Consider the following 24354-nt stretch of genomic DNA (forward strand, 5'->3'; position numbering starts at 1 on the left):
GTAAAATTTATGTTGCGTATATTTATCCCAACATCTAACGGTAAGATTTCCAGACGTCGTTATATATTTTCATTTATTTTAATAAATTTCATTTTTGCCTTTCTTATTATCTTTTTTAACGATGGGGACGCAGGTTTTCTTGTTATTGTCTCTACCATCGCACTCCATTATCTCGTCATCAACATGAATTGCCAACGACTCCGTGATAGTGGTTTCATATATATAAAAACTTATATTTTTGGTACATTAGCAGTATATATCATCTCTATCATCACAATGATAGCCGAACATTTTGATTGTTCAGGCAATGGTTCGATGATTTTTTTGATTTGTTATTTTTCCACTTTCAGTATGCTAATGCTTGCACCTACTGATTCATCAAAACAATAGTTATGGAGTATTTATGAGTAAGGAATATATGAACGATGGTTCATTAAGTGAAAAATGGAAATATCGCTTTAGTTTTTATGATCAACATGGCTTTCCTGGATTCTGGGGGGCAACACCAGAATATAAAGCAGCATTTAAAGCATTAAAAGTAAGACAACGATTAACTATTCAAATTAATTTCATTGCTTTCTTCTGTTCCTGGATCTATCTATTTGTTCTGGGTTTATGGAAAAAAGCAATTATAGTTCTATTACTTTGCATTCTATCTCTATTTGTTGGTGCACTAATTGGCGTTAACATTTTGGGAATTGCCGTAGCAGCCTATGTTGCTGTTAACACGAACAAATGGTTTTATGAGAAAGAGGTAAAAGGGTTAAATACCTGGAGCCTTTGAATAACTGGTGGCTTAGCCGGGCTAAACCACCACTCTCGTTTTTTACAACCAGTTCTTCCGTTTAAAGTACAGATACGGTGCCAGGCCCGCGAGGATCATAAAGATAATCGCGCCTGGGTAGCCGAAGCTCCACTTCAGTTCCGGCATAAACTCAAAGTTCATCCCGTAGCTGGAAGCGACCAGCGTCGGTGGCAGGAACACCACGGATACCACCGAGAAGATTTTGATGATGCGGTTCTGCTCGATATTGATAAAGCCCATCGCCGCCTGCATCAGGAAGTTCACCTTCTGGAACAGGGATTCGTTATGCGGCAGCAGGGATTCGATATCTCGCAGGATTTCACGCGCCTGCTCCAGTTGCCCACCCGGTAAGCGTGCTTTACGTACCAGGAAGTTGAGCGCGCGCTGGGTATCCATCAGACACAGGCGAACTTTCCAGCCGATATCTTCCAGCTCCGCCAGTGTGGAGAGTGCTTCGTCGTACTCATCGCCCTGATGCCCTTCCATAATTACCCGGCTCAACTGCTCCAGGTCGCTGTAGATATTTTCAATTTCATCTGCCAACTGTTCGATTTTGGTTTCGAACAGATCCAGCAGCAGCTCGTAGGCGTTACCGTCCACCATTGACTGGCTACGGGCGCGCATACGATACAGACGAAAAGCGGGCAGTTCACGCTCACGCAGAGTAAACAGACGACCATCACGGATGGTAAATGCCACAGTGGAGTTACCGGCGTGATCTTCCGCATCTTCAAAGAAGAAGAAGGAGTGAATATGCAGGCCGTCATCGTCTTCAAAGAAACGTGCAGATGCTTCGATGTCTTCCAGTTCCGGGCGGGTTGCCAGGCTCTGGCCAAGTTCAGATTGTACGCGCAGTCGCTCGTCGTCATCCGGTTCGACAAGATCAATCCATACTGCATTTACAAGGGGTTGTGACTCTTCGACTTCCAGCCGGGTCAGTCGGTTATTTTCCAGTTGAAATGCGCTCAGCATGACCGGGACTCCCAATGCTTAAAATATCGGACAGTTCGGTGGGCACACAGAAACAAATTGGGTTTCAGACCATTAAACAGCCTGACTCAGCGCGACGGGAAAAATTGAGGTCGCTGACAACCGCTAAGGCTATCAGCAAAAAGGGATAGCCTTAGGAGTTGATCCTGAATGACAGGATAGTGAGCCAGTATCTACTGGGTGTGTCCAAGGCGAATGTCCTCTTAGAGTGATCGTGCGCGCATGTTACGCCAGCAAAATTTTGCCGTCAACACGCAACAGAACACCACAGAACAATAGTTGAACTTCGCGCTTTTTGGTACTCGTCAAGGTCGCTAACAGGATAAAAAAATCCCACATCCAGGACCTATAATGGCGCATCGGCTACTCATTGGTAAAGGAATGATCACCTTGAATCTCAAACGGATTTTTCTCGCCCTCACCTTACTTCCCTTGTTTGCTGTTGCCGCTGATGATTGCGCATTATCAGATCCGACACTGACCGTACAGGCGTATACCGTTAATCCTCAAACAGAGCGGGTGAAAATGTACTGGCAAAAAGCCAATGGCGAAGCGTGGGAAACGTTACATGCGCTGCTGACGGATATTAATAGTCAGGGTCAGGTGCAAATGGCGATGAACGGCAGCATCTATGATGAAAGCTATGCGCCGCTCGGTTTGTACATCGAAAACGGTCAGCAGAAGGTGGCGTTAAATCTCGCTTCAGGTGAAGGGAATTTCTTTATCCGTCCTGGCGGTGTGTTTTATGTCGCGGGAGATAAAGTCGGAATCGTTCGTCTGGATGCCTTTAAAACCAGTAAAGAGATTCAGTTCGCGGTGCAGTCAGGGCCAATGTTGATGGAAAACGGCGTAATTAATCCGCGTATTCATCCCAACGTCGCCTCACGCAAAATTCGTAACGGTGTTGGGATTAATAAACAAGGGAACGCCGTGTTTTTGTTGAGCCAGCAGGTGACAAATTTTTATGATTTTGCCTGTTATGCCAAAGCGAAACTGAACGTTGAGCAACTGCTTTATCTTGATGGCACGATTTCACATATGTATGTGAAAGGCGGGGCAATCCCGTGGCAACGCTATCCTTTTGTTACCATGATTTCCGTCGAGCAGAAAAGTTAAAACAACCGTTTTGTGTCACTGAATATGGTGCAAATGCCGGATGCGGCGTAAACGCCTTACCCGGCCTACATGACATTGCAATTTATTGAATCTACATGATTTTGTAGGCCGGATAAGGTGCGCAGCACCGCATCCGGCAACGTTATACCGTCTCCAGCCGGGCGTAAGCCGCCACCAGCCATTTAATACCCTGGCCCTGAAATGCCACCTGCAAACGACTATGTTCGCCGCTGCCTTCCATATTGACGATAGTCCCTTCACCAAACTTGGCGTGTCGTACGCGCTGGCCGAGTTTGTAACCGCTGTCGTTCTCAACCATCGGCGTACCCATACGCTGATGGCTGACCGGGCGGCTTACCGTAGCGCGTAAACGCACCTCTTCCACACACTCTTCCGGCAACTCGCCAATAAAACGCGACGGGCGATGGTAAACCTCTTTGCCATACAGACGCCGGGTTTCCGCGTAGGTCAGCGTCAGTTTCTGCATCGCGCGGGTTACGCCAACGTAGGCCAGACGGCGTTCTTCTTCCAGACGCCCGCCTTCATCCAGCGACATCTGGCTTGGGAACATGCCCTCTTCCATACCGACAATAAACACCTGCGGGAATTCCAGACCTTTCGCCGAGTGTAGCGTCATCAGCTGTACCGCATCCTGCCAGGTATCCGCCTGCCCTTCACCTGCTTCCAGTGCCGCATGGGAGAGGAACGCCTGCAGCGGCATTAAATCTTCGTCTTCTTCGTTGTAGCTGAACTGGCGCGTTGCCGTCACCAGTTCCTCTAAGTTTTCGATACGCGTCTGGCCTTTTTCGCCCTTCTCCTGCTCGTACATGGTGCGCAGGCCGGAGTCTTTAATTACCCGATCAGTCTGTACATGCAGCGGCATATCGGCAGTTTCTTGCGCTAAGGCGTCGATCAGTTCCATAAACCGTTGCAAAGCGCTGGCAGCACGTCCGGCGATGGCTTTTTCCTGCAACAGTTCACGACATGCCTGCCAGAGTGTTAACTGGCGATCGCGCGATGTCTGACGTACCACGTCCAGCGTCCGGTCACCAATACCCCTCGTTGGCGTATTGACCACACGCTCAAAGGCCGCGTCGTCGTTGCGGTTGGCAATCAGGCGCAGATACGAGAGCGCATCTTTGATTTCCTGGCGTTCGAAGAAGCGCATCCCGCCGTAAATACGGTACGGCATACTCGCCTGCAATAACGCCTCTTCCAGCACACGCGACTGGGCGTTGCTGCGGTAGAGAATGGCGCACTCGGCAAGCGCCCCGCCGTTGTCCTGCCAGGTTTTGATGCGGTTAACGACAAAACGCGCTTCGTCGAGTTCGTTAAAAGCGCAATAGAGGGAAATAGGCTCACCGTCCGCGCCATCGGTCCACAGTTTTTTACCCAGACGCCCGTTATTGTTTTCAATCAGGGCGTTAGCGGCGCTCAGAATATTGCTGGTAGAGCGGTAGTTCTGCTCCAGACGGATAGTTTCAGCACCGGGGAAATCATTGAGGAAACGCTGAATATTCTCGACCTGCGCCCCGCGCCAGCCGTAGATTGACTGGTCGTCATCACCGACTATCATCACTTTGCCGGTGTCACCCGCCAGCAGGCGGATCCACGCGTACTGAATGTTGTTGGTATCCTGGAATTCGTCCACCAGGATATTGGTAAAACGTTCGCGGTAGTGTTGCAGGATATGCGGCTTGTTAAGCCACAGTTCGTGGGCGCGTAGCAGGAGTTCAGCGAAGTCTACCAGGCCCGCGCGGTCGCACGCTTCCTGATACGCCTGGTACACCTTCTGCCAGGTCTGCTCCACCGGATTACCGTAGCTTTGAATATGATGCGGACGCAGCCCTTCATCTTTCTGGCTGTTGATGTACCACATTGCCTGGCGCGGCGGCCACTGCTTCTCGTCGAGGTTCATCGCCTTGATCAAACGCTTAAGCAGGCGTAGCTGGTCTTCGCTGTCGAGGATCTGGAAATCCTGCGGCAGGTTGGCGTCCATATGGTGCGCACGCAGCAGGCGGTGCGCCAGGCCGTGAAAGGTGCCGACCCACATGCCGCCCTGGCTAGTGCCCATCAGTTGCCCGATACGATGACGCATCTCCGCCGCCGCTTTGTTGGTAAATGTCACTGCCATAATCGAGTACGGCGAGCAGTTTTCCACACTCATCAGCCAGGCGATACGATGCACCAGTACGCGCGTCTTACCACTGCCCGCGCCCGCCAGCACCAGAAGGTTGCTGCGTGGCGCGGCCACCGCTTCGCGCTGTTTGTCATTAAGGCTGTCGAGCAGGTAAGAAACGTCCATTGGCACCGCCGCGTAAAAATAGGTTGGGCGGAGAAGCGCAACGCCCTCCGCCAAAAAGCTGGGTATATATACAGATTTGCTGATTATATCAGCGAGGTCAGAGATGCCAACCGGGAAATTTCCAGATGCGGGAGTAAACGGCTGTCCCAGGTTTGCATCAGATCGCCATTTTCCGGTCTGATCCAACAGGCCTGCATTCCGCTGCGAATTGCCCCACCCACGTCAGTGGTGAGATCGTCCCCGACATGTAAGATCTCACCGATCGGCACGTTGAGTTTTTCCGCCGCCAGGAAGTACATATCGCTGAACGGTTTCGAGCGCCCGTGCGGACCAGCGCGCAGCACAAACTCAAAATAATCCCCCAAACCAAACAGCTCCGGCTGGGCGTTACCGTTGGTGATCGCCACCAGCGGCCATTTCTTCGCCAGCTGTTTTAAGGTGTCGTGCGTTTGCTGCGGAACGTCGATCCGGCTACGCCATTTGGCAAAGTTGATCATTGCCGCGTGTGCGCCTGCACTGGCTTCTTCTGCGCTCAGCCCGGCGTCGAGCATCGCTTGTTCTATTGAGCGAAAACGCCAGCGCGTCACATCATGATAAATCTCGGGTTCCGCTTCCCGTACCGCCTGACGCAGACGTTGCAGATCTTCATTCTGGAAGCTGCGCAGCGCCGGATGGTAATTTTGCACAAAGGTAAGCGCCTCCTGCTCAGTGCGCAAAATCACCGGACGGTTATCGTAAAGGGTATCATCCAGGTCAAAGGTGAGCGCCGAGATGCGCCCCAAAGGCCGGTAAAAACGCATTATTTCCCCCGTTTGGCGCGTGGATGCGCCGCATCGTACACCGAGGCAAGGTGTTGAAAATCAAGATGAGTATAGATTTGCGTGGTAGAGAGATTGGCATGACCCAGCAGCTCCTGCACACCACGAAGATCACCGCTCGACTCCAGCATATGCGTAGCGAACGAGTGACGTAATTTATGCGGGTGAACGTGATTATTCAGCCCTTGTTTTATGCCCCATTCGGCAAAGCGTTTCTGCACATTACGCGCAGAGATACGCTTGCCCAGTTTCGACAGAAAAAGCGCGTCGTCTTCGCTACCAAACAGGTCGCGCAAATCAAGCCAGTGCTCAATCCACGCCACAGCGTTGCGACCAATCGGCAGGCGGCGCTCTTTGCTGCCTTTCCCCATCACCCACACTTCACCGGACTCCAGGTCGAGGTGTTTGATATCGAGCCCCACCAGTTCGGAAAGACGCAGACCCGCGCCGTACATCACTTCCAGCATTGCCCGATCGCGCACGGCGAGGGGATCGTTGATATCAATATCCAGCAGCCGATTTATATCATCGACGTCGATATTTTTCGGCAGATGACGCGGCGCTTTCGGTGCCGAAACACCTTTCGCCGGGTTGGCTTTAAGTTCGTTCTGGCTGACCAACCAGTCAAAAAAGCTACGTAGCGCAGAGAGGCGTAATGCGAGGCTTGCCGCGCCCAGCCCTTTACGGCGACTGCGTACAGCGAAATTGCGCACCATCGCCGCATCACATTGCTGCCAGCTTTGCAGGCCGTTTTCGCTGGCAAAATTGATGATCGCCTCAAGTTGGCGCTGGTAGTTAAGCAGGGTTATCGGGCTAAGCTGGCGCTCCACGCTCAGATAACGTAGGTAGCGTTCTACATCGGTGTGTAAATCGGTCATACGCGTTCAATCCAACGCTCCAGAAGCTCCGGCAACATCAGCGCAATTTCATGAAGTAACTGCGTTCCCTGCCCTTGTTGATAGTGACTGGCATCGCGGCTGGTGAACAGCACGACACCCAAATCAGCATCGCTTCCCAGCATCGACATCGCCACCGATCCCACCGCTTTCGCTTCCGGTAGCACCACCAGCAGCTCCGGTCCGTTAAGCGGCCCAAGATAGTGCTGTTCCTGCCCCAGACGCTGAATACGCAGCGGTTCGAAAGACTGACGGCTTAATGCGAGATGAGTGTGGTTCGACGGCGCACCTAAGCGCCAGCGATCCGGAAACAGGCGCAGACTCGCACCTGCCAGGCCGAGATCGCGCGCCCAGCGGTGAAAACGCATCAGCATATCGTCGAGACTGCTGGCGGCGGTGAGACTACGCTGCAGGTAAAGTAAGCGATAGAACAAGCCTTCGTTGGCGATAGCCTGTTCCATCAACAGCGCCATGTTCTCTTCCAGAACATGAATATGATGACGTGCGCGGGCCATGTGCCACTCGACCAATGAAACGGTGCCGCGTACCGGATGCGGCACACGTATCGCTTCTACTGCGCGCGCATTGCGGATAAAAAACTCAGGATTTTTAATCAGATAATCGACAACCGCCCGGTCATCTAGCTCCGTGAGTGTTTCCTGCAGTTCTTCCCCTGGTTGCTTCATAGATGAATAAATCCGTCGTAGACATGTACCGCCGGGCCAGTCATATATAACGGGTGACCCGGACCTTTCCAGGCGATATCAAGACGACCGCCGGGGAGTTCCACGCGTACTTCTTCGGCCAGCAAACCTTGCTGAATCCCTACCGCCACCGCCGCACACGCGCCGCTGCCGCAGGCCTGGGTTTCTCCTGCCCCACGCTCATAAACGCGTAAACGAATATGCTCGCGCTTAACCACTTGCATAAAACCGATATTAGCGCGCTCCGGAAAACGTTCATGGCTTTCCAGAACAGGACCAAGCGTTTCTACCGCCGCAGTATCGACATCATCAACCTGAATCACGCAGTGCGGATTTCCCATCGACACCACGCCGCATAAGATTGTCTGCTCGGCGGCGCGCATAATATAGGTCTTTTCCGCTTTGTTAGCGCGAAATGGCACGGCAGAAGGTTCGAAGTTGGGTTCGCCCATATTGACGCGCACCAGATCGTCATCGGTGACGGTCAGAACCATCCGCCCGTTGGCAGTACTGACGCGGATATCGCGCTTATTGGTCAGCCCTTTCAGACGCACAAAACGGGCAAAGCAGCGTGCGCCGTTGCCGCACTGCGCCACTTCACTGCCATCAGCATTGAAAATGCGATAGTGAAAATCCAGTTCCGGATCATACGGTGGCTCAACCACCAGCAGTTGGTCAAACCCTATCCCCAGGTGCCGATCCGCCAGGCGACGAATCAGTTCTGGTGAAAAAAAGACATTCTGCGTTACCGCGTCGACGACCATAAAATCGTTGCCAAGGCCATGCATTTTCGAGAACTGCATCATTTACTCCAATCACGCGGGTACAGAAACTGACTTTTAGTAATTCACCTGGGATGGACCATCGCCAGTGGCGCGATCGTTTTTATCCGGCACCGTGGATTGCGTTTGCGTCTCTACCGGTTTGGTCGGTGGCGGTGCGTTTTTATCTGCAGGCGGGAAATAGAGCGGACCTTTCAGACCGCAGCCCGTCAGGCTGAAGAGAGTAAGTAATACAGTGAGTGCCTTAAACACGTTTTTCATTATGGATTGCCTGTAAAGTTCATCGCTTTCTGCTTTCTATCATCGCAGGAGAAGACGTAAAAGCAAGCGTTTAGCGACTCTTTATGAAGTCTGAAAAATGAGGAATTGCTGCGAGTATAACGCTTACACGTGGGGATTTATGTTTTGCTGATAGTTTCGTGATCGGCACCTCGCGCCAGGATGGCTTTATGCACTATCGCAATGTGGTTTATTTGTTGTCTTTTTTAGTTCCGTCAGCGTGGGGATGCTCGCTCGGTGAACCTGATCATAATATTTACCAGAAACAGGGAAAAGGCGTGGTATACCTGCGCCCTAATGAAGAGACAAATCTTTCGTTACCGGAAGTAAATTACCAGCGACTGCGTCGTTTACCTGATTTATTCATTGCTCCTGACACCCAGGACGATGGGGAAAAAGAACCGCCGTTAAACGACCTTACCACCGATTATATTGATCAGGGCGCATGGGCCTGGTATCCAAATTATGCTTACTTTAGCGATGGCCGTTTTGTCATTTATGCGGGCAAGATTGTACAAAATCCATCTGGTTATCCACCGGTCGATGTAGCCTCGTTCCATTCATGGGGCGATTTTGCCGTCGATAAAAACAGCATTTATTACAAAGGCCAACGGACAGATGAAAATGGCGGCAAGCAACGCGTCGATGAAAAAACGCTGCGCAAAGTAGAATTAGGTAGCCGTTGGATGCCTGATCGGCTGGGATTGGTGCTACGTGACGCGCATTTTCTTTATATCGATGGGCACCGTTTTGATAACCCAGAGAGTTTTTCCGTGATCGCGCAAAAATCCTGGGGTCAACAAGGGAAATTCGCTTCAACGTTTTTTCCCTGCATTGCCTACCCCTTTGGCCCGTGGGATATGCTTACCCGCACACGAACAAAGTTGCTGATCAATGGAGAGCAACTGGATGCCGATCCGGACAATTTTTCTGTCGTTCGCTGGATGCCCGGCACCCTGTTTAGCTGGCGTGATAAACACGGCGAGCATCGTAAAGTCATTGATCAGGTTCGTTTGGCAAGGAATGAAGATATATCCCGGCAATGTGACAACTTTACGCTGTTAGAAAAAAAGGTGTTCTGGCGCAAGGGGCCAGATTGTGAGCAAGAAGAATTACCCAGTCTCGACCCGGAGCAGTTTCACCCGATCAGTGACATCGTGGCGCAGTATCAGGACAAGTTGTATGCAATCAGTAAGACCCCCTTCGGTGAAAATCAGTTGGAGATCATCACCCTGGATAACCCGAATCTGATCATCAATAAACGTTTTAATGCCGGAAGGCATCATGGCTATTTACTCACCCGATCAACAAATTGGGACGGACATGAGAAAGACGGTTTACAGGTGTTTGAATCCGTTGGCCCACTGATACTGCTGGACTACCGTGTGCCGAATGAAGCAGATGCACACCGTGGCAATAACCCGCATTACAAAAAATGGTTTGCTCGCGACGATCGTTACGTTTATGCATTCGATGGTGCGCAGCTTTGGCGTTACCCTACGCAATATCCCAAAGCGGCACGTATCAAAGCCGCTAAAGACGACTGGCTGAACGTCAGCCTTAGCCAGTTGGATGGTGAGATAATGAAAGATGGCTCATTTACTCCCACTGGCATCAAGCACACATCCTCTTTAAAACCCGCCAAGGCATACGAAGATGGGGACAATGAATCTTCATTTATCGTAAATAAATCGGGAGTAGGCTGGCGAAAAGCGCTTTCACCCGACCTGCAATGGAGTGAGTGGCATTACCTGGAAGGCATTGATCCAAAAAAGTTTCATCTGATTACCGAACGTATTGCACAGTACAAAAACCAACTCTACGTCGTCAGGCGCTCGCATTTTGGAGAAGATCGGCTCGAAATCATAGAGTTGGAGTCATCTTTGCCCATCAAAAATAAACCGATAAATACGGGCAAGGAGCGTCATTACTTTCTGCAAAGTACCCGACAAAAACAGGATGTGCAGGTATTCACCAGCAGCGGTGCGTTGATAGCAACGGAGCGCTTTGCTTATGACGATAGCTATGTCTACACCTGGATTGACGATCAGCTTTATCGCACACCCTCCCCCTGCCCAGCGAAAACATACGTCAGAGAAAAGAATGTCCGTGAAATTCATAACAGCGACATTATTATTCCGGTGACGGAGGAATCGTGCCGGAACGCAGCAGCAGACGGGCAAACTTTGAAGCCCTGACACCATGCCGCTATACTGCCGCCATCACCTTAAAACAGGAAACAACAATGAACGACAGTGAATTTCATCGCCTGGCTGATCAACTCTGGCTGACCATTGAAGAGCGTCTGGATGACTGGGATGGCGACAGCGATATCGACTGCGAAATCAACGGCGGTGTGCTGACCATTACCTTTGAAAATGGCAGCAAAATCATTATCAACCGTCAGGAACCGCTGCACCAGGTGTGGCTGGCAACCAAACAGGGCGGCTACCATTTTGATCTGAAAGGCGATGAATGGATTTGCGACCGTAGCGGCGAAACCTTCTGGGATTTGCTGGAACAGGCGGCAACGCAGCAAGCGGGTGAAACAGTCAGTTTCCGCTAAGATTGCATGCCGGATAAGCCTCGCTTTCCGGCACACTCATCACGAAAAATACTGCTGTAATAGCGGCGTATCGTTGTCCTGATTGGCAGGCGGCATGTTGCCGATAGATTTGGTGCGGAACGGAATCACCTGTTCACGACCATCAACCTTCACAATCTGATAGAACTGCGGCAGGTTGAAGTTGATGAAGCTTGAGCCGTAGGTAAAACGGTCGTGCGATGACGAGTAGAAGCGACTGACGTCACGCACCAGCTCCTCTTTGCTGCCTTCGCAGTGGTGATACACCTCAACCCGGTTGCTTTCGTCGAGAATGTAGATATTAAAGCCATTCTCGTCTTGCGTTTCTTCGAAGAAGAACTGGATGATCCCTTCGCTGGCAAAGCCGTCCACCACCGCCGGTAATTTGACGTGATTGGTTTCAACCTGCACTGACAGGCCGTGCAGTTTGTTATGCGAAATAGCGCCATAAAACTCGATGGCATTTTCCAGTTTCTGTACCGATACATTCAGCCGTTCGAAGAACAACCCCCAGGTTTGACCAGAAACGCGCAGCGCCTTGAAGCGCCCGGTTTCCTGGCGGGTGCTGGACAGACGCAGTTCAATGCACTCAGAAACCAGTTGCTGCACGCGAGTACGGATTAAGCCGCGCAGATGCTGGCTGTAGCAGAAGACTTCCACGCTATCTGGCGGTGCGGCGTCCTGATGCATTTTGCCGAGAATAGTTTTCAGGGCTTCGATCATCGACTGCTCGCCGTTGAAGTGCAGCGTACGCACTTCGTTCCACGAGTTGCGGTACAGCAGGTCAACGCTACCTACCAGGCAATTTTGGTTTTCGCCAAAGCTGAAGACGTCCAACTTACGGAAATCAAAATGCACCACCTGATTGCGGAACGCAGCTGTCGGGTCATATTCCAGGTTAACGATAATCGCCAGATGGCGAATTTCACACGGGCTGTAGAGCGCTTTTGGCGTCGGTGCAGGCAGGCGCAGCGGGAAATGGTGCGACACATCGGCGACCATCTCCTGCAACTTAGGCAAATCGACAATGCCGTTGCCTTTAATATACAAGCGGGTGCGCGAGGTCAGCAGGCCGTTAAACCATGCCCACGCCACCAGTTTATTCAGGTAACGGTTATATTCCAGCGGCTGATGGCTGATGATCGACTCAATATTTGGCGCGCGGTTATACAGATACCAACCTGAACGGTTAGCCCGGCCCGGCGGCACATAAATAAAGGTCAGATTCGGTTCCGAGAGATCGGGCGAAATCTGCGGGTTTACCAGCGTCACTTTACCTGGCAATGCTTCAAACGCGGCGTACAGTTTACGCGTCAGAACACCGATATCCTGTGGGCTGGCGGAGACGCTAAGGTTATTGCGACGCGCAAAGCGGATCAGATTACGGTAGCTCTGCATCATTGCATCGAGCAGCTCGTTGTGCGCCTCACGCACCTGATCAATCTTCCAGTTAGCGCGGTTATCGAGCATTGCAAGACGACCATCGTCCCATTCCCACTCTTTCACTAACTGGGTTAGCACTTCACGACGCCAGCCTACACAGGCGCGTTCACGGCTGAGTTTTTCGCACACTTTTAAATAGAAGCAGCGACGCACTAAATCCAGACGGGTGAAATCTTCAATCGCCGTCAGGTATTCAGTAACACGCTCCAGCATCATGCAGTACGGATCGAGACCAAACGATACAATCTCGCCGTCGTGCAAACGCTGTTTGATATCTTTCGCCAGCAGACGTGGGTTTGGGTATTCCCAGGAATAGGCTTCCAGCAGCAGTGTTTTCAGCACCGCTTTGTAGGGAGAATCGATACTCTTATAGAGCTGCCAAAGGCTGGCACCAAAGTACTCTTCAGCAGAAAGCGAACTTAAGCCACCGAGATCCAGCCATTCATTAGGCGTGAGCACGCCCTGCGCGTAAAGCGTCATCACATAGTCGTCGTAATGCTCTTCTTCGTCGCACGGCACCATATTCCACAGAATACGCTTACCGGCGAGACGCACGGCGGTACGATAAAATTCGTCAAGCAGCAGTATATGCTGGGTGGAGCCACAATCTTCGCCCCCCAGACTGCCGCTTTCATTATGTCGGAAACGGTTTTCATCAATCAGGAAAAAACTGACTTCTACGCCCAGCGAGGCGGCCCAGCTTTCCAGCAGGCTGCATTTACGTTGCAGTAACTGGCGCTCTTCGCTATCGAGCCAGGATTGATGGCAGACCCAGATATCCAGGTCAGAGGAACAACTTTGCCCTACGGACGAGGTGCTGCCCATGGTGTATACACCAGTAATTGGAAGCTCACCTTTCGGCGGATCCTGTACTGACATTCCACGATACAGTTCAAGCTCGTTCAGGTAGTGGCGTTGAGTTTCATCAGGCGTGTAAAGGCAAATGCCTTTGGGAACGTTACCATCAAGGTAACCCGGCATTAGCGGATGGTGATAGTGCAACAATGTCGGCAGTAGACTGTAGACCTGTTGGAATGCAGGCCCCATAGCAGCAAGCGCGCGATCCACACGCAATTGATTTATGGCATCCAGTCTCTGTTTCAGAGTCTCAATATAGAGGTACAAGACGTATCGCCTGATTTGCTACCCGTCATGACTGTGATTCCGCCAACATCAACGGTAACACGCGGCATTCGGGATATTTCGTATGTCAAAGGTAACCGTTACCACTTTTCGCGCCTGGTTTTTTTAGTTTCACGACGAAAAAATGGTCTAAAACGTGATCAATTTAACACCTTGCTGATTGACCGTAAAGAAAGATGCGCTACATACAAGTGTAGCACCGTTTATTCTCTGTAAATTCCTTATTACGACGGCGTGAAACGCCTGTCAGGATCCACTGCCAGACCTCATTTTACGGTTTGCGCAGGCGTCTACGTTTCACCACAACACTGACATCGCTCTGGCAAGGATGTTAGGATGGACCACGGATGATAATGACGGTAACAAGCATGTTAGACAATGTTTTAAGAATTGCCACACGCCAAAGCCCACTTGCACTCTGGCAGGCACACTATGTCAAAGACAAGTTGATGGCGAGCCATCCGGGCCTGGTCGTTGAACTGGTACCGATGGTGACGCGCGGCGATGTGATTCTTGATACGCCGCTGGCGAAAGTAGGCGGAAAAGGCTTATTTGTTAAAGAGCTGGAAGTCGCGCTCCTCGAAAATCGCGCCGATATCGCCGTACATTCAATGAAAGATGTGCCGGTTGAATTCCCGCAAGGTCTGGGGCTGGTCACTATTTGCGAGCGTGAAGATCCTCGCGATGCATTTGTGTCCAATAACTATGACAGTCTGGATGCGTTACCGGCAGGCAGTATCGTCGGGACGTCCAGTTTACGTCGCCAGTGCCAACTGGCTGAACGCCGCCCGGACCTGATTATCCGCTCCCTGCGCGGCAACGTCGGCACTCGCCTGAGCAAACTGGATAACGGCGAATACGATGCCATCATTCTTGCCGTAGCCGGACTAAAACGTTTAGGTCTGGAGTCACGCATTCGCGCCGCACTGCCACCCGAGATTTCTCTTCCGGCAGTAGGGCAAGGTGCGGTAGGTATTGAATGCCGCCTTGATGATACTCGCACTCGCGAGCTGCTTGCCGCGCTGAATCACCACGAAACTGCACTGCGTGTTACCGCAGAACGCGCCATGAATACCCGTCTCGAAGGCGGATGTCAGGTGCCAATTGGTAGCTACGCCGAGCTTATTGATGGCGAAATCTGGCTGCGTGCGTTGGTCGGCGCGCCGGACGGTTCGCAGATTATTCGCGGTGAACGCCGCGGTGCGCCGCAAGATGCCGAACAAATGGGGATTTCGCTGGCAGAAGAGCTACTGAATAACGGCGCGCGCGAGATCCTTGCTGAAGTCTATAACGGAGACGCCCCGGCATGAGTATCCTGGTCACCCGCCCGTCTCCCGCAGGAGAAGAGTTAGTGAGCCGTCTGCGCACACTGGGGCAGGTGGCCTGGCATTTTCCGCTGATTGAGTTTTCTCCGGGTCGACAATTACCGCAACTTGCTGATCAACTGGCAGCGCTGGGAGAGAGCGATCTGTTGTTTGCCCTCTCGCAACACGCGGTTGCTTTTGCCCAATCACAGCTGCATCAGCAAGAGCGTAAATGGCCCCACCTACCCACTTATTTTGCCATTGGACGGACCACCGCACTGGCGCTACATACCGTAAGCGGACAGAAGATTCTCTACCCGCAGGATCGGGAAATCAGCGAAGTCTTGCTACAATTACCTGAATTACAAAATATTGCGGGCAAACGTGCGCTGATATTACGTGGCAATGGCGGTCGTGAGCTAATTGGGGATACCCTGACGGCGCGCGGTGCTGAGGTCACTTTTTGTGAATGTTATCAACGATGCGCAATCCATTACGATGGTGCAGAAGAAGCGATGCGCTGGCAATCCCGCGAGGTGACGACGGTCGTTGTTACCAGCGGTGAAATGTTGCAGCAACTCTGGTCGCTGATCCCACAATGGTATCGTGAGCACTGGTTACTACGCTGCCGACTATTGGTCGTCAGTGAGCGTTTGGCGAAACTCGCCCGGGAACTGGGCTGGCAAGACATTAAGGTCGCCGATAACGCTGACAACGATGCGCTTTTACGGGCATTACAATAACTCTCATAACAGGAAGCCATAATGACGGAACAAGAAAAAACCTCCGCCGTGGTTGAAGAGACCAGGGAGGCCGTGGACACCACGTCACAACCTGTCGCAACAGAAAAAAAGAGCAAGAACAACACCGCATTGATTCTCAGCGCGGTGGCTATCGCTATTGCTCTGGCGGCGGGCGTCGGTTTGTATGGCTGGGGTAAACAACAGGCCGTCAATCAGACTGCCACCAGCGATGCCCTGGCTAACCAACTTACGGCACTGCAAAAAGCCCAGGAGAGCCAAAAAGCCGAGCTGGAAGGCATTATCAAGCAACAAGCTGTACAGCTTGAGCAAGCGAATCGTCAGCAAGAAACGCTGGCAAAACAGCTGGATGAAGTCCAACAAAAGGTCGCGACTATTTCCGGCAGCGATGCTAAAACCTGGCTGCTGGCCCAGGCTGATTTCCTGGTGAAACTCGCCGGAAGGAAGCTGTGGAGCGATCAGGACGTCACGACCGCTGCAGCGTTGCTGAAAAGTGCAGATGCCAGCCTGGCGGATATGAATGACCCGAGTCTGATTACCGTTCGTCGGGCAATTACCGATGATATCGCCAGCCTTTCTGCGGTATCGCAGGTGGATTATGACGGCATCATCCTTAAGCTGAATCAGCTTTCTAATCAGGTAGATAACCTGCGTCTGGCCGATAATGACAGCGATGGTTCACCAATGGATTCCGACGGTGAAGAGCTTTCCAGTTCCCTCAGCGAATGGCGTATCAATCTACAAAAAAGCTGGCAGAACTTTATGGACAACTTCATTACGATTCGCCGTCGTGATGACACCGCCGTACCACTGTTAGCACCGAATCAGGATATCTATCTGCGCGAAAATATTCGCTCCCGCCTGCTGGTCGCGGCACAAGCCGTACCGCGTCATCAGGAAGAGACTTACCGCCAGGCGCTGGAGAATGTCTCCACCTGGGTACGTGCTTACTACGATACTGATGATGCCACCACCAAAGCGTTCCTCGACGAGGTGGACCAGTTAAGCCAGCAAAATATCTCGATGGATCTCCCGGAAACCCTGCAAAGCCAGGCGATGCTGGAAAAACTGATGCAGACCCGCGTGCGTAACCTGCTGGCACAACCGGCAGCAGGGACAACGGAAGCTAAACCTGCACCTGCACCTGCACCTGCACCTGCACCTGCACCTGCACCTGCACCTGCACCGCAAGCTGATACTCCGGCAGCCGCGCCGCAAGGAGAATAACCATGCTAAAAGTGTTATTGCTCTTTGTGTTGCTGATTGCGGGGATCGTGGTCGGCCCGATGATTGCCGGTCATCAGGGTTACGTGCTGATCCAGACCGATACCTACAATATCGAAACCAGCGTCACGGGCCTGGCGATCATTTTGATTCTGGCGATGGTAGTGCTGTTTGCCATTGAGTGGCTACTGCGGCGGATCTTCCGCACAGGCGCACACACCCGTGGGTGGTTTGTCGGACGTAAGCGTCGCCGTGCCCGTAAGCAGACCGAACAGGCGCTGCTGAAACTAGCGGAAGGCGATTATCAGCAAGTTGAAAAGCTGATGGCGAAAAATGCCGATCACGCTGAACAACCGGTGGTGAACTATCTGCTGGCTGCCGAAGCCGCGCAACAACGCGGTGATGAAGCACGCGCCAACCAACATCTGGAACGCGCAGCGGAGCTGGCCGGCAACGACACAATTCCGGTAGAAATCACCCGTGTACGTCTGCAACTGGCCCGTAATGAAAACCATGCAGCACGTCACGGCGTTGATAAGCTGCTGGAAGTTACGCCACGCCATCCGGAAGTATTACGTCTGGCGGAACAGGCGTATATCCGCACTGGTGCATGGAGTTCGCTGCTGGATATCATCCCATCAATGGCAAAAGCCCACGTTGGCGATGAAGAGCATCGTGCAATGCTGGAACAACAGGCATGGATTGGCCTGATGGATCAGGCGCGTGCCGATAACGGTAGCGAAGGTTTGCGTAACTGGTGGAAAAACCAAAGCCGGAAAACGCGTCATCAGGTGGCGTTACAGGTGGCAATGGCGGAACATCTTATTGAATGTGACGATCATGATACTGCCCAGCAAATTATCATCGACGGCCTGAAACGCCAGTATGACGATCGCCTGCTGCTGCCGATCCCGCGTCTGAAAACCAATAACCCGGAACAGCTGGAAAAAGTGCTGCGCCAACAGATCAAAAACGTGGGCGATCGCCCGTTGTTGTGGAGCACACTGGGTCAGTCGCTGATGAAGCACGGCGAATGGCAGGAAGCATCGCTCGCCTTCCGCGCGGCGCTGAAACAACGTCCGGACGCCTACGATTACGCATGGCTTGCCGACGCGCTGGACAGACTGCACAAGCCGGAAGAAGCCGCAGCGATGCGTCGCGATGGCTTGATGTTAACGTTGCAGAACAACCCGCCACAGTAGCTCTTTCTCACCCGGAGGCAAGCACCTCCGGGGCCTTTCTGATATATAAAAAAACGCCTGCTCTTATTACGGAGCAGGCGTTAAAACAGGTCTGTATGACAACAAGTGGGTGCTTCACTCAACGTTGTGTCCATGGTGTCTGATGAGGCATAAGCGACATCTGTCAGTGGACGATAAGCACCGTAAACGGCTCTGCGTCATTCCGGAGTTTATGAGGCACTAAGGCGAACATAAGAGATGGAATGAGCATCTACTCGTTTATTATGCCACAGAGAACCGGGAAATAACATCCCTTAACACTTGTTATGAGATAATTCTGTAATCCTCTTTGCTTCCTGAGTAATAACTTCCTGAGTGAATATTTCTCCTGCGCACGATTCTACACATATATATAATGAATAATAAAAGTCATTCAATTAATAACATATATATTAATTGCCGTTAAAACTAAAAACAGCATCAATAATCAACGCGATATAACATCACCGCCTTACATATCACCTGCGCCAGAGGTAGGATTGAAAACGCTCTCCTGATTTTCCAATTCATTATCTGGATAAATAAATAATTTATTTTTATCACTATTATTTATGCAATCATCCTGTCAGGGAGAGGGATCTCAATTATCAATGCTTAATTACGTCAACATTTTGACGACATGAAACCGGAGCATTTTGCATGGAATTTTCGTTTTCACCCAAACTTCTTGTTGTGGCTGTCGCCGCCGCTCTTCCACTCATGGCCAGCGCAGCAGATACCCCGTCAACCGCCACCGCACGCAAAGGCTTTGCCGGATACGATCACCCAAACCAGTATCTGGTTAAACCGGCGACCACTATTGCCGACAACATGATGCCGGTGATGCAGCATCCTGCACAAGACAAAGAAACCCAGCAGAAACTGGCGGAACTTGAGAAAAAAACCGGTAAGAAACCGAACGTGGTTGTTTTCTTGCTGGATGATGTGGGCTGGATGGACGTTGGCTTTAACGGCGGCGGCGTGGCGGTGGGTAACCCTACACCAGATATCGACGCCGTTGCCAGCCAGGGGCTGATTTTAACTTCGGCGTATTCTCAACCGAGTTCTTCCCCAACCCGCGCCACGATTCTCACCGGACAATACTCCATCCACCACGGCATTCTGATGCCGCCAATGTACGGGCAACCGGGCGGTCTGCAAGGGTTAACCACGCTGCCACAGTTGCTGCACGATCAGGGCTACGTCACCCAGGCTATCGGGAAATGGCATATGGGGGAAAACAAAGAGTCGCAGCCGCAGAACGTTGGCTTTGATGATTTCCGCGGCTTTAACTCGGTATCTGATATGTATACCGAATGGCGTGATGTTCATGTCAACCCGGAAGTCGCCCTGAGCCCGGATCGTTCTGAATACATCCAAAAACTGCCGTTCAGCAAAGATGACGTTCATGCCGTGCGCGGCGGTGAACAGGAAGCCATTGCCGACATTACGCCGAAATATATGGAAGATCTGGATCAACGCTGGATGGAATATGGCGTTAAGTTCCTCGACAAGATGGCGAAGAGCGATAAGCCTTTCTTCCTCTACTACGGCACTCGCGGCTGTCACTTCGATAACTACCCAAATGCGAAATATGCGGGTAGCTCTCCGGCGCGCACCTCTTACGGCGACTGCATGGTGGAGATGAACGATATCTTCGCCAATCTGTATAAAGCACTGGAGAAAAACGGTCAGCTTGATAACACGCTGATTGTGTTCACCTCTGATAACGGTCCGGAAGCTGAAGTTCCGCCGCACGGTCGCACGCCGTTCCGCGGTGCGAAAGGTTCTACATGGGAAGGCGGCGTTCGTGTGCCAACCTTCGTTTACTGGAAAGGGATGATCCAACCGCGTAAATCTGACGGTATTGTCGATCTGGCGGATCTCTTCCCTACGGCGCTGGATCTGGCAGGACATCCTGGAGCGAAAGTGGCGAATTTAGTGCCGAAAACCACCTTTATTGATGGTGTGGACCAGACATCTTTCTTCCTGGGAACAAATGGTCAGTCTAACCGTAAGGCCGAGCACTACTTCCTCAATGGCAAACTTTCTGCTGTGCGTATGGATGAGTTCAAGTATCACGTCCTGATCCAGCAACCGTACGCGTATACCCAGAGCGGGTATCAGGGTGGATTCACCGGCACTGTAATGCAAACGGCGGGATCGTCGGTGTTTAACCTGTACACCGATCCGCAGGAAAGCGACTCTATCGGCGTGCGCCATATCCCAATGGGTGTACCGCTACAGACCGAAATGCACGCGTATATGGAGATCCTGAAAAAATATCCGCCGCGCGCGCAGATTAAATCTGATTAAGCCGGCGCTATCGCTACATCGGGCCACACTGACCTTGCCGGATGCGGCGTGAACGCCTTATCCGGCCTACAAGCCTTGCAAATTCAATAAATTGCAGCGTCCTGTAGGCCGGATAAGATGCGTCAGCATCACATCCGGCAATCAACCGCAGGCGGTCACAAAATGGCTGCTTTTTTACTTATTCACCACCATCAAATGCGCCTGCATAATGTCGCTGGCCGGACGACCGTGCGCCAGCAAATCAGCCATTGCTTTAAGATATGGCGGTAGATAGCGGAAATAACGCTGATACCCGGCACACAAGTAATTTAGCCCCGGCTTACCGCTGGCATCGAGCATAAAGCGGTGTTTCGGGCAGCCTCCCCAACATGCTTTTAACACGTTACAACTGCGACACTGCGCCGGTAACTGCTTAAATTTATTTTCTCCAAACACCTGCTGCTGCGGGGAATCTACCATTTCTGCAATTGTTTGCTGAAGCATATTCCCCAGTCGATATTGCGGATAAACATAGTGATCGCAGGCGTAAACGTCGCCGTTGTGTTCGACAATCACCGAGCGTCCACAGGTCGGCTGATGATGGCAAACCGCACCCGGCGCACCGACAAAATTGGCAAACGCCCATTCGGTATTCATCACGAAAATCTTGCCGACGTCACGTTTGATCCAGTGGTCAAAAATTGCCACCAGAAACTCACCGAACTCATCGGGGCGCACCGACCATTCTGTCAGTTCCCCCTGAATATCACCAGGCGCATGTAATTTCAGTCCATTGCGGGCAGCTGTTTCATCAGCCAGGCGCTCCACCACCGGAATAAACTGGATGAACTCCACGCCTGCATTGCACAAAAAATCATAAACCTGTAACGGTTGCTGCGCGCTGGTGCGGTTGACACAGACCAGCACGTTATAGTCGACATGATGTTTTTGCAGGAGCGTCAGGGCACGCATCACCAGCTTATGCGTGGGTCTGCCACCTTTGGTCACGCGATATTGATTGTGGATCTCAGCCGGACCGTCCAGCGATAACCCAACCAGAAAATGATTTTCTGCCAGAAATGAACACCATTCATCATCGAGCAGCACACCGTTAGTCTGAAAGCTGTTACTTACCTTCCTACCAGCACCATATTTCGCCTGTAGCGCCACGGCACGGCGGTAAAAATCCAGCCCGAGTAACGTTGGTTCGCCGCCCTGCCAGGTAAAAGCCACTTCGTTTTGGGGTTCGCTGGCAGCGATATAGTGACGGACATACGCTTCCAGCGTGTCATCGTCCATATGCGCAACTGGCTTTTCGCGGTAAAGGGATTGTTTTTCGAGATAAAAACAGTAGTCACAGTTCAGATTACAATCGGAACCGCTTGGTTTCGCCATCACATGAAAAGCACGCGTTGGAACCTGTTGCAGCATGGTCGCTCCTTGCCTGAAGTCATCCTTCAATACGTTAAGGGCGAAATCATACCGTGTAGCAATGAGTGATTACGGGCGTTTATTGCGAAGGGAGAGTGATGAAATGCACAGAAAACAAAAAACCCCGCCGAAGCGGGGTTCAAAATTGGTCGGCGAGAGAGGATTCGAACCTCCGACCCACTGGTCCCAAACCAGTTGCGCTACCAAGCTGCGCTACTCGCCGAAATACTGCTTTTTGAATTTTTAGTTCAATTCTTTAAAGTCGTGGTGCGAGGGGGGGGACTTGAACCCCCACGTCCGTAAGGACACTAACACCTGAAGCTAGCGCGTCTACCAATTCCGCCACCTTCGCATTGTCACAACTTCTAATAATGGGGTGGCTAATGGGATTCGAACCCACGACAACTGGAATCACAATCCAGGGCTCTACCAACTGAGCTATAGCCACCACTACAAATCTTGTTACGCGGTATTACTACCACCGCAGCTCAAGCGCCGGGACTAAATGGCGCGCCCGACAGGATTCGAACCTGAGACCTCTGCCTCCGGAGGGCAGCGCTCTATCCAGCTGAGCTACGGGCGCTTAGCGCCGTTGCGGGGGTGGATAATACGGACTTCCCACCCCTCTGTCTAGTCCCTTTTTAAATAAATTGCGCGTTTGGTTACGGTTTGTGCGTTTTGCTGCTTATTCCTCCAGTTTATGCGCTTTACCGTGGCGATTAAGCCCAAAAACTTTATAAATTGCCGTCACCGCCAGCATAAAGATGATGCCGACAAACAGCGACATACGCGTATCTTCATTAAAGTACATGCCGATCAAAACGCAAATCAGGAATGCCATTGTTACGTAGTTGGCCCACGGGAACAGGATTGAGCGGAACGGATGGCTGGCAATCGCCGCTTTGTGCGCTCGACGAAAACGCAACTGGCTAATCAAAATCACAAACCATGGCACCATCCCCGGAAGCACGCTGGCACTGTAGACATAGACAAACACACGCTGTGGATTGGGAATGATGTAGTTCAGGCATGAGCCAATTAACAGAATAGCAATTGATACCGCCACGCCTGCAACCGGAACACCTTGACGGGAAACTTTCGCCATCGCCGCCGGTAACTGACGGTTTTTCGCCAGCGCATAGAGCATACGTCCGCAACTGTACATGCCGCTGTTACAGCCAGAGAGCGCAGCCGTCAGCACCACAAAGTTGATAATACCCGCCGCTGCGGTAATGCCGATTTTGGCGAAAGTCAGTACGAACGGGCTGCCGTTGCTGCCAATTTCATTCCACGGGAAGATGGTGACAATAACGAAAATCGCACCTACGTAGAAAATCAGGATTCGCCACAGCACTTTGCCAACGGCACTGCGCAGTGTCACCTGCGGATTCTTCGCTTCACCGGCCGTAATGCCAATCAGCTCCACGCCCTGGTAAGACGCCACCACGATACACAATGCGGTCAGGAACCCTTTCCAGCCACCCGCAAAGAAACCGCCATGCTCTGTGAGATTGCTAAAACCAATCGACTGCCCGCCATTGCCAAAGCCAAAGAAAATCACGCCCAGGCCAATGACAATCATCACGATAATCGTGGTGACTTTGATCATCGCGAACCAGAATTCGATTTCACCGTACAACCGCACCGCCGCCAGATTCGCCAGTGCCACCAGCGCCACCGCGATCAATGCCGGTATCCATTGCGCCATCTCCGGGAACCAGAACTGGACATAAACGCCAATGGCGGTGATTTCTGAGATCCCCACCGCCATCCACATAAACCAATAAGACCAGGCGGTGAGATAGCCAAAGAACGGGCTCATATAACGATGCGCATAAACGGCGAACGAACCGGTAACCGGTTCGAGGAACAACATTTCGCCCATTGAACGCATGATGAAAAAGACGAACAGCCCGGCGATGATATAGGCCAACAATACGGATGGCCCGGCCCATTTCAGGGTACTGGCGGCCCCCATAAACAGGCCGACGCCAATGGTGCCCCCCAGGGCGATGAGTTCGATATGTCGAGCTTCCAGCCCACGCTGTAGCTCTGGTTTGTTATCTGCCATAAATCCTCGTGTTGTGTTTGCATGCTTTCCGGTGTTACCGGTTATCGTTATGGGTACATCGAGTGTTGCGAATGTTTTCGTAATTCAGGAGAAATGGCAAATAAAGCATTAAAAATTTGAATGCTTTGTGTAATAAAAAGACAGGCAGGCGACGAAGTGACCACTCCGTCGCTTTACAGAGAG

At 51.7% G+C, this 24354-nt stretch carries 21 protein-coding genes and 4 tRNA genes; 10 read left to right on the forward strand and 15 right to left on the reverse strand.

The annotated features are described in order from the left end of the window. The first annotated feature begins 9 nt into the window (after positions 1-9). Positions 10-390, forward strand: a complete 381-nt coding sequence (gene yigG / locus BEB42_RS17745; RefSeq protein ID WP_010362324.1) for a protein YigG — start codon at positions 10-12, stop codon at positions 388-390. A 13-nt stretch (positions 391-403) separates the two neighbouring features. Then, complete coding sequence (locus tag BEB42_RS17750; protein ID WP_000032590.1) at positions 404-784, forward strand: DUF2628 domain-containing protein; 381 nt, start codon at positions 404-406, stop codon at positions 782-784. 42 nt (positions 785-826) lie between these two features. Here the strand turns inward: BEB42_RS17750 and corA are convergent, their stop codons facing one another. Together corA and ysgD are read right to left on the reverse strand one after the other, a co-directional pair. Further along, on the reverse strand, positions 827-1777 hold the full coding sequence (corA, locus tag BEB42_RS17755; protein WP_000947159.1) for a magnesium/cobalt transporter CorA: 951 nt from the start codon (positions 1775-1777) through the stop codon (positions 827-829). Between the two features lie 151 nt (positions 1778-1928). Further along, a complete protein-coding gene (gene ysgD, locus BEB42_RS26770; protein ID WP_212591408.1) occupies positions 1929-1985 on the reverse strand; it encodes a YsgD/CorL family protein in 57 nt (18 codons plus the stop codon). A gap of 161 nt (positions 1986-2146) precedes the next feature. Between ysgD and BEB42_RS17760 the strand changes: the two genes are divergently transcribed. Further along, positions 2147-2911 carry a phosphodiester glycosidase family protein gene (locus tag BEB42_RS17760; RefSeq protein ID WP_000951160.1) on the forward strand — a complete coding sequence of 255 codons (765 nt, stop codon included), beginning with the start codon at positions 2147-2149 and terminating at the stop codon, positions 2909-2911. Positions 2912-3053: 142 nt separating this feature from the next. Here BEB42_RS17760 and uvrD read toward each other — a convergent pair whose 3' ends face one another. The 6 genes from uvrD to lptM form a co-directional block, all read right to left on the reverse strand. Then, on the reverse strand, positions 3054-5216 hold the full coding sequence (uvrD, locus tag BEB42_RS17765; protein ID WP_105267483.1) for a DNA helicase II: 2163 nt from the start codon (positions 5214-5216) through the stop codon (positions 3054-3056). A gap of 83 nt (positions 5217-5299) precedes the next feature. Next, complete coding sequence (gene yigB, locus BEB42_RS17770) at positions 5300-6016, reverse strand: 5-amino-6-(5-phospho-D-ribitylamino)uracil phosphatase YigB (protein WP_001213567.1); 717 nt, start codon at positions 6014-6016, stop codon at positions 5300-5302. Then, positions 6016-6912 (reverse strand): tyrosine recombinase XerC, encoded by an 897-nt coding sequence (xerC, locus tag BEB42_RS17775; protein ID WP_000130685.1) that lies wholly within the window; start codon positions 6910-6912, stop codon positions 6016-6018. The genes yigB and xerC overlap by 1 nt, the downstream gene beginning before the upstream one ends. Further along, a complete protein-coding gene (locus BEB42_RS17780) occupies positions 6909-7616 on the reverse strand; it encodes a DUF484 domain-containing protein (protein WP_000812785.1) in 708 nt (235 codons plus the stop codon). Before BEB42_RS17780 ends, xerC begins: the two co-directional genes overlap by 4 nt. Beyond that, entirely contained in the window at positions 7613-8437 is an 825-nt protein-coding gene (dapF, locus tag BEB42_RS17785; protein ID WP_001160648.1) for a diaminopimelate epimerase, read from the reverse strand. The genes BEB42_RS17780 and dapF overlap by 4 nt, the downstream gene beginning before the upstream one ends. Positions 8438-8473: 36 nt before the next feature. Then, positions 8474-8677, reverse strand: coding sequence for an LPS translocon maturation chaperone LptM (gene lptM, locus BEB42_RS17790; protein WP_000799889.1), 204 nt, complete (start codon positions 8675-8677; stop codon positions 8474-8476). 188 nt (positions 8678-8865) lie between these two features. Between lptM and BEB42_RS17800 the strand changes: the two genes are divergently transcribed. Together BEB42_RS17800 and cyaY are read left to right on the forward strand one after the other, a co-directional pair. Further along, positions 8866-10893 (forward strand): hypothetical protein, encoded by a 2028-nt coding sequence (locus BEB42_RS17800; protein WP_157942750.1) that lies wholly within the window; start codon positions 8866-8868, stop codon positions 10891-10893. 47 nt (positions 10894-10940) lie between these two features. After that, on the forward strand, positions 10941-11261 hold the full coding sequence (gene cyaY, locus BEB42_RS17805; RefSeq protein ID WP_000999947.1) for an iron donor protein CyaY: 321 nt from the start codon (positions 10941-10943) through the stop codon (positions 11259-11261). Positions 11262-11300: 39 nt separating this feature from the next. Here the strand turns inward: cyaY and cyaA are convergent, their stop codons facing one another. Next, positions 11301-13847, reverse strand: a complete 2547-nt coding sequence (cyaA, locus tag BEB42_RS17810) for a class I adenylate cyclase (protein WP_105267485.1) — start codon at positions 13845-13847, stop codon at positions 11301-11303. A gap of 386 nt (positions 13848-14233) precedes the next feature. Here cyaA and hemC point away from each other — a divergent pair, with 386 nt between their 5' ends. The 5 genes from hemC to aslA all read left to right on the forward strand — a co-directional run bounded on the left by hemC (position 14234) and on the right by aslA (position 20690). Continuing rightward, on the forward strand, positions 14234-15175 hold the full coding sequence (gene hemC, locus BEB42_RS17820) for a hydroxymethylbilane synthase (protein WP_001303155.1): 942 nt from the start codon (positions 14234-14236) through the stop codon (positions 15173-15175). Continuing rightward, the gene (hemD, locus tag BEB42_RS17825; protein WP_000026079.1) at positions 15172-15912 is read left to right on the forward strand and encodes a uroporphyrinogen-III synthase; all 741 of its coding nucleotides are present in this window, start codon (positions 15172-15174) and stop codon (positions 15910-15912) included. Before hemC ends, hemD begins: the two co-directional genes overlap by 4 nt. Positions 15913-15933: 21 nt before the next feature. After that, on the forward strand, positions 15934-17157 hold the full coding sequence (gene hemX / locus BEB42_RS17830; RefSeq protein ID WP_105267486.1) for a uroporphyrinogen-III C-methyltransferase: 1224 nt from the start codon (positions 15934-15936) through the stop codon (positions 17155-17157). 2 nt (positions 17158-17159) lie between these two features. Continuing rightward, complete coding sequence (gene hemY, locus BEB42_RS17835; RefSeq protein WP_000921814.1) at positions 17160-18356, forward strand: protoheme IX biogenesis protein HemY; 1197 nt, start codon at positions 17160-17162, stop codon at positions 18354-18356. 678 nt (positions 18357-19034) lie between these two features. Further along, positions 19035-20690 (forward strand): arylsulfatase AslA, encoded by a 1656-nt coding sequence (aslA, locus tag BEB42_RS17840; protein ID WP_000395858.1) that lies wholly within the window; start codon positions 19035-19037, stop codon positions 20688-20690. Between the two features lie 174 nt (positions 20691-20864). Here the strand turns inward: aslA and BEB42_RS17845 are convergent, their stop codons facing one another. From BEB42_RS17845 to thrP, 6 genes are all read right to left on the reverse strand, one after another. Then, the gene (locus tag BEB42_RS17845) at positions 20865-22100 is read right to left on the reverse strand and encodes an anaerobic sulfatase maturase (protein WP_000941505.1); all 1236 of its coding nucleotides are present in this window, start codon (positions 22098-22100) and stop codon (positions 20865-20867) included. A 146-nt stretch (positions 22101-22246) separates the two neighbouring features. Next, a tRNA-Pro gene (locus BEB42_RS17850) sits at positions 22247-22323 on the reverse strand. Positions 22324-22365: 42 nt separating this feature from the next. Further along, a tRNA-Leu gene (locus BEB42_RS17855) sits at positions 22366-22452 on the reverse strand. A gap of 20 nt (positions 22453-22472) precedes the next feature. Continuing rightward, a tRNA-His gene (locus tag BEB42_RS17860) sits at positions 22473-22548 on the reverse strand. A 58-nt stretch (positions 22549-22606) separates the two neighbouring features. Beyond that, a tRNA-Arg gene (locus BEB42_RS17865) sits at positions 22607-22683 on the reverse strand. A 102-nt stretch (positions 22684-22785) separates the two neighbouring features. After that, positions 22786-24171 (reverse strand): bifunctional threonine/serine APC transporter ThrP, encoded by a 1386-nt coding sequence (gene thrP, locus BEB42_RS17870; protein ID WP_000774737.1) that lies wholly within the window; start codon positions 24169-24171, stop codon positions 22786-22788. Positions 24172-24354: the final 183 nt, after the last annotated feature.

The organism is Escherichia sp. MOD1-EC5990, assembly GCF_002965285.1.
In the GTDB taxonomy this organism is placed as follows: domain Bacteria; phylum Pseudomonadota; class Gammaproteobacteria; order Enterobacterales; family Enterobacteriaceae; genus Escherichia; species Escherichia coli_F.

Excerpts from the sequence above, each read along its gene's own strand:
- yigG (WP_010362324.1), top strand. The coding sequence starts at position 10 with ATGTTGCGTATATTTATCCCAACATCTAACGGTAAGATTTCCAGACGT.
- BEB42_RS17750 (WP_000032590.1), top strand. The coding sequence starts at position 404 with ATGAGTAAGGAATATATGAACGATGGTTCATTAAGTGAAAAATGGAAA.
- corA (WP_000947159.1), bottom strand. The coding sequence starts at position 1,777 with ATGCTGAGCGCATTTCAACTGGAAAATAACCGACTGACCCGGCTGGAA.
- BEB42_RS17760 (WP_000951160.1), top strand. The coding sequence starts at position 2,147 with ATGGCGCATCGGCTACTCATTGGTAAAGGAATGATCACCTTGAATCTC.
- uvrD (WP_105267483.1), bottom strand. The coding sequence starts at position 5,216 with ATGGACGTTTCTTACCTGCTCGACAGCCTTAATGACAAACAGCGCGAA.
- yigB (WP_001213567.1), bottom strand. The coding sequence starts at position 6,016 with ATGCGTTTTTACCGGCCTTTGGGGCGCATCTCGGCGCTCACCTTTGAC.
- xerC (WP_000130685.1), bottom strand. The coding sequence starts at position 6,912 with ATGACCGATTTACACACCGATGTAGAACGCTACCTACGTTATCTGAGC.
- BEB42_RS17780 (WP_000812785.1), bottom strand. The coding sequence starts at position 7,616 with ATGAAGCAACCAGGGGAAGAACTGCAGGAAACACTCACGGAGCTAGAT.
- dapF (WP_001160648.1), bottom strand. The coding sequence starts at position 8,437 with ATGCAGTTCTCGAAAATGCATGGCCTTGGCAACGATTTTATGGTCGTC.
- lptM (WP_000799889.1), bottom strand. The coding sequence starts at position 8,677 with ATGAAAAACGTGTTTAAGGCACTCACTGTATTACTTACTCTCTTCAGC.
- BEB42_RS17800 (WP_157942750.1), top strand. The coding sequence starts at position 8,866 with ATGCACTATCGCAATGTGGTTTATTTGTTGTCTTTTTTAGTTCCGTCA.
- cyaY (WP_000999947.1), top strand. The coding sequence starts at position 10,941 with ATGAACGACAGTGAATTTCATCGCCTGGCTGATCAACTCTGGCTGACC.
- hemC (WP_001303155.1), top strand. The coding sequence starts at position 14,234 with ATGTTAGACAATGTTTTAAGAATTGCCACACGCCAAAGCCCACTTGCA.
- hemD (WP_000026079.1), top strand. The coding sequence starts at position 15,172 with ATGAGTATCCTGGTCACCCGCCCGTCTCCCGCAGGAGAAGAGTTAGTG.
- hemX (WP_105267486.1), top strand. The coding sequence starts at position 15,934 with ATGACGGAACAAGAAAAAACCTCCGCCGTGGTTGAAGAGACCAGGGAG.
- hemY (WP_000921814.1), top strand. The coding sequence starts at position 17,160 with ATGCTAAAAGTGTTATTGCTCTTTGTGTTGCTGATTGCGGGGATCGTG.
- aslA (WP_000395858.1), top strand. The coding sequence starts at position 19,035 with ATGGAATTTTCGTTTTCACCCAAACTTCTTGTTGTGGCTGTCGCCGCC.
- BEB42_RS17845 (WP_000941505.1), bottom strand. The coding sequence starts at position 22,100 with ATGCTGCAACAGGTTCCAACGCGTGCTTTTCATGTGATGGCGAAACCA.
- thrP (WP_000774737.1), bottom strand. The coding sequence starts at position 24,171 with ATGGCAGATAACAAACCAGAGCTACAGCGTGGGCTGGAAGCTCGACAT.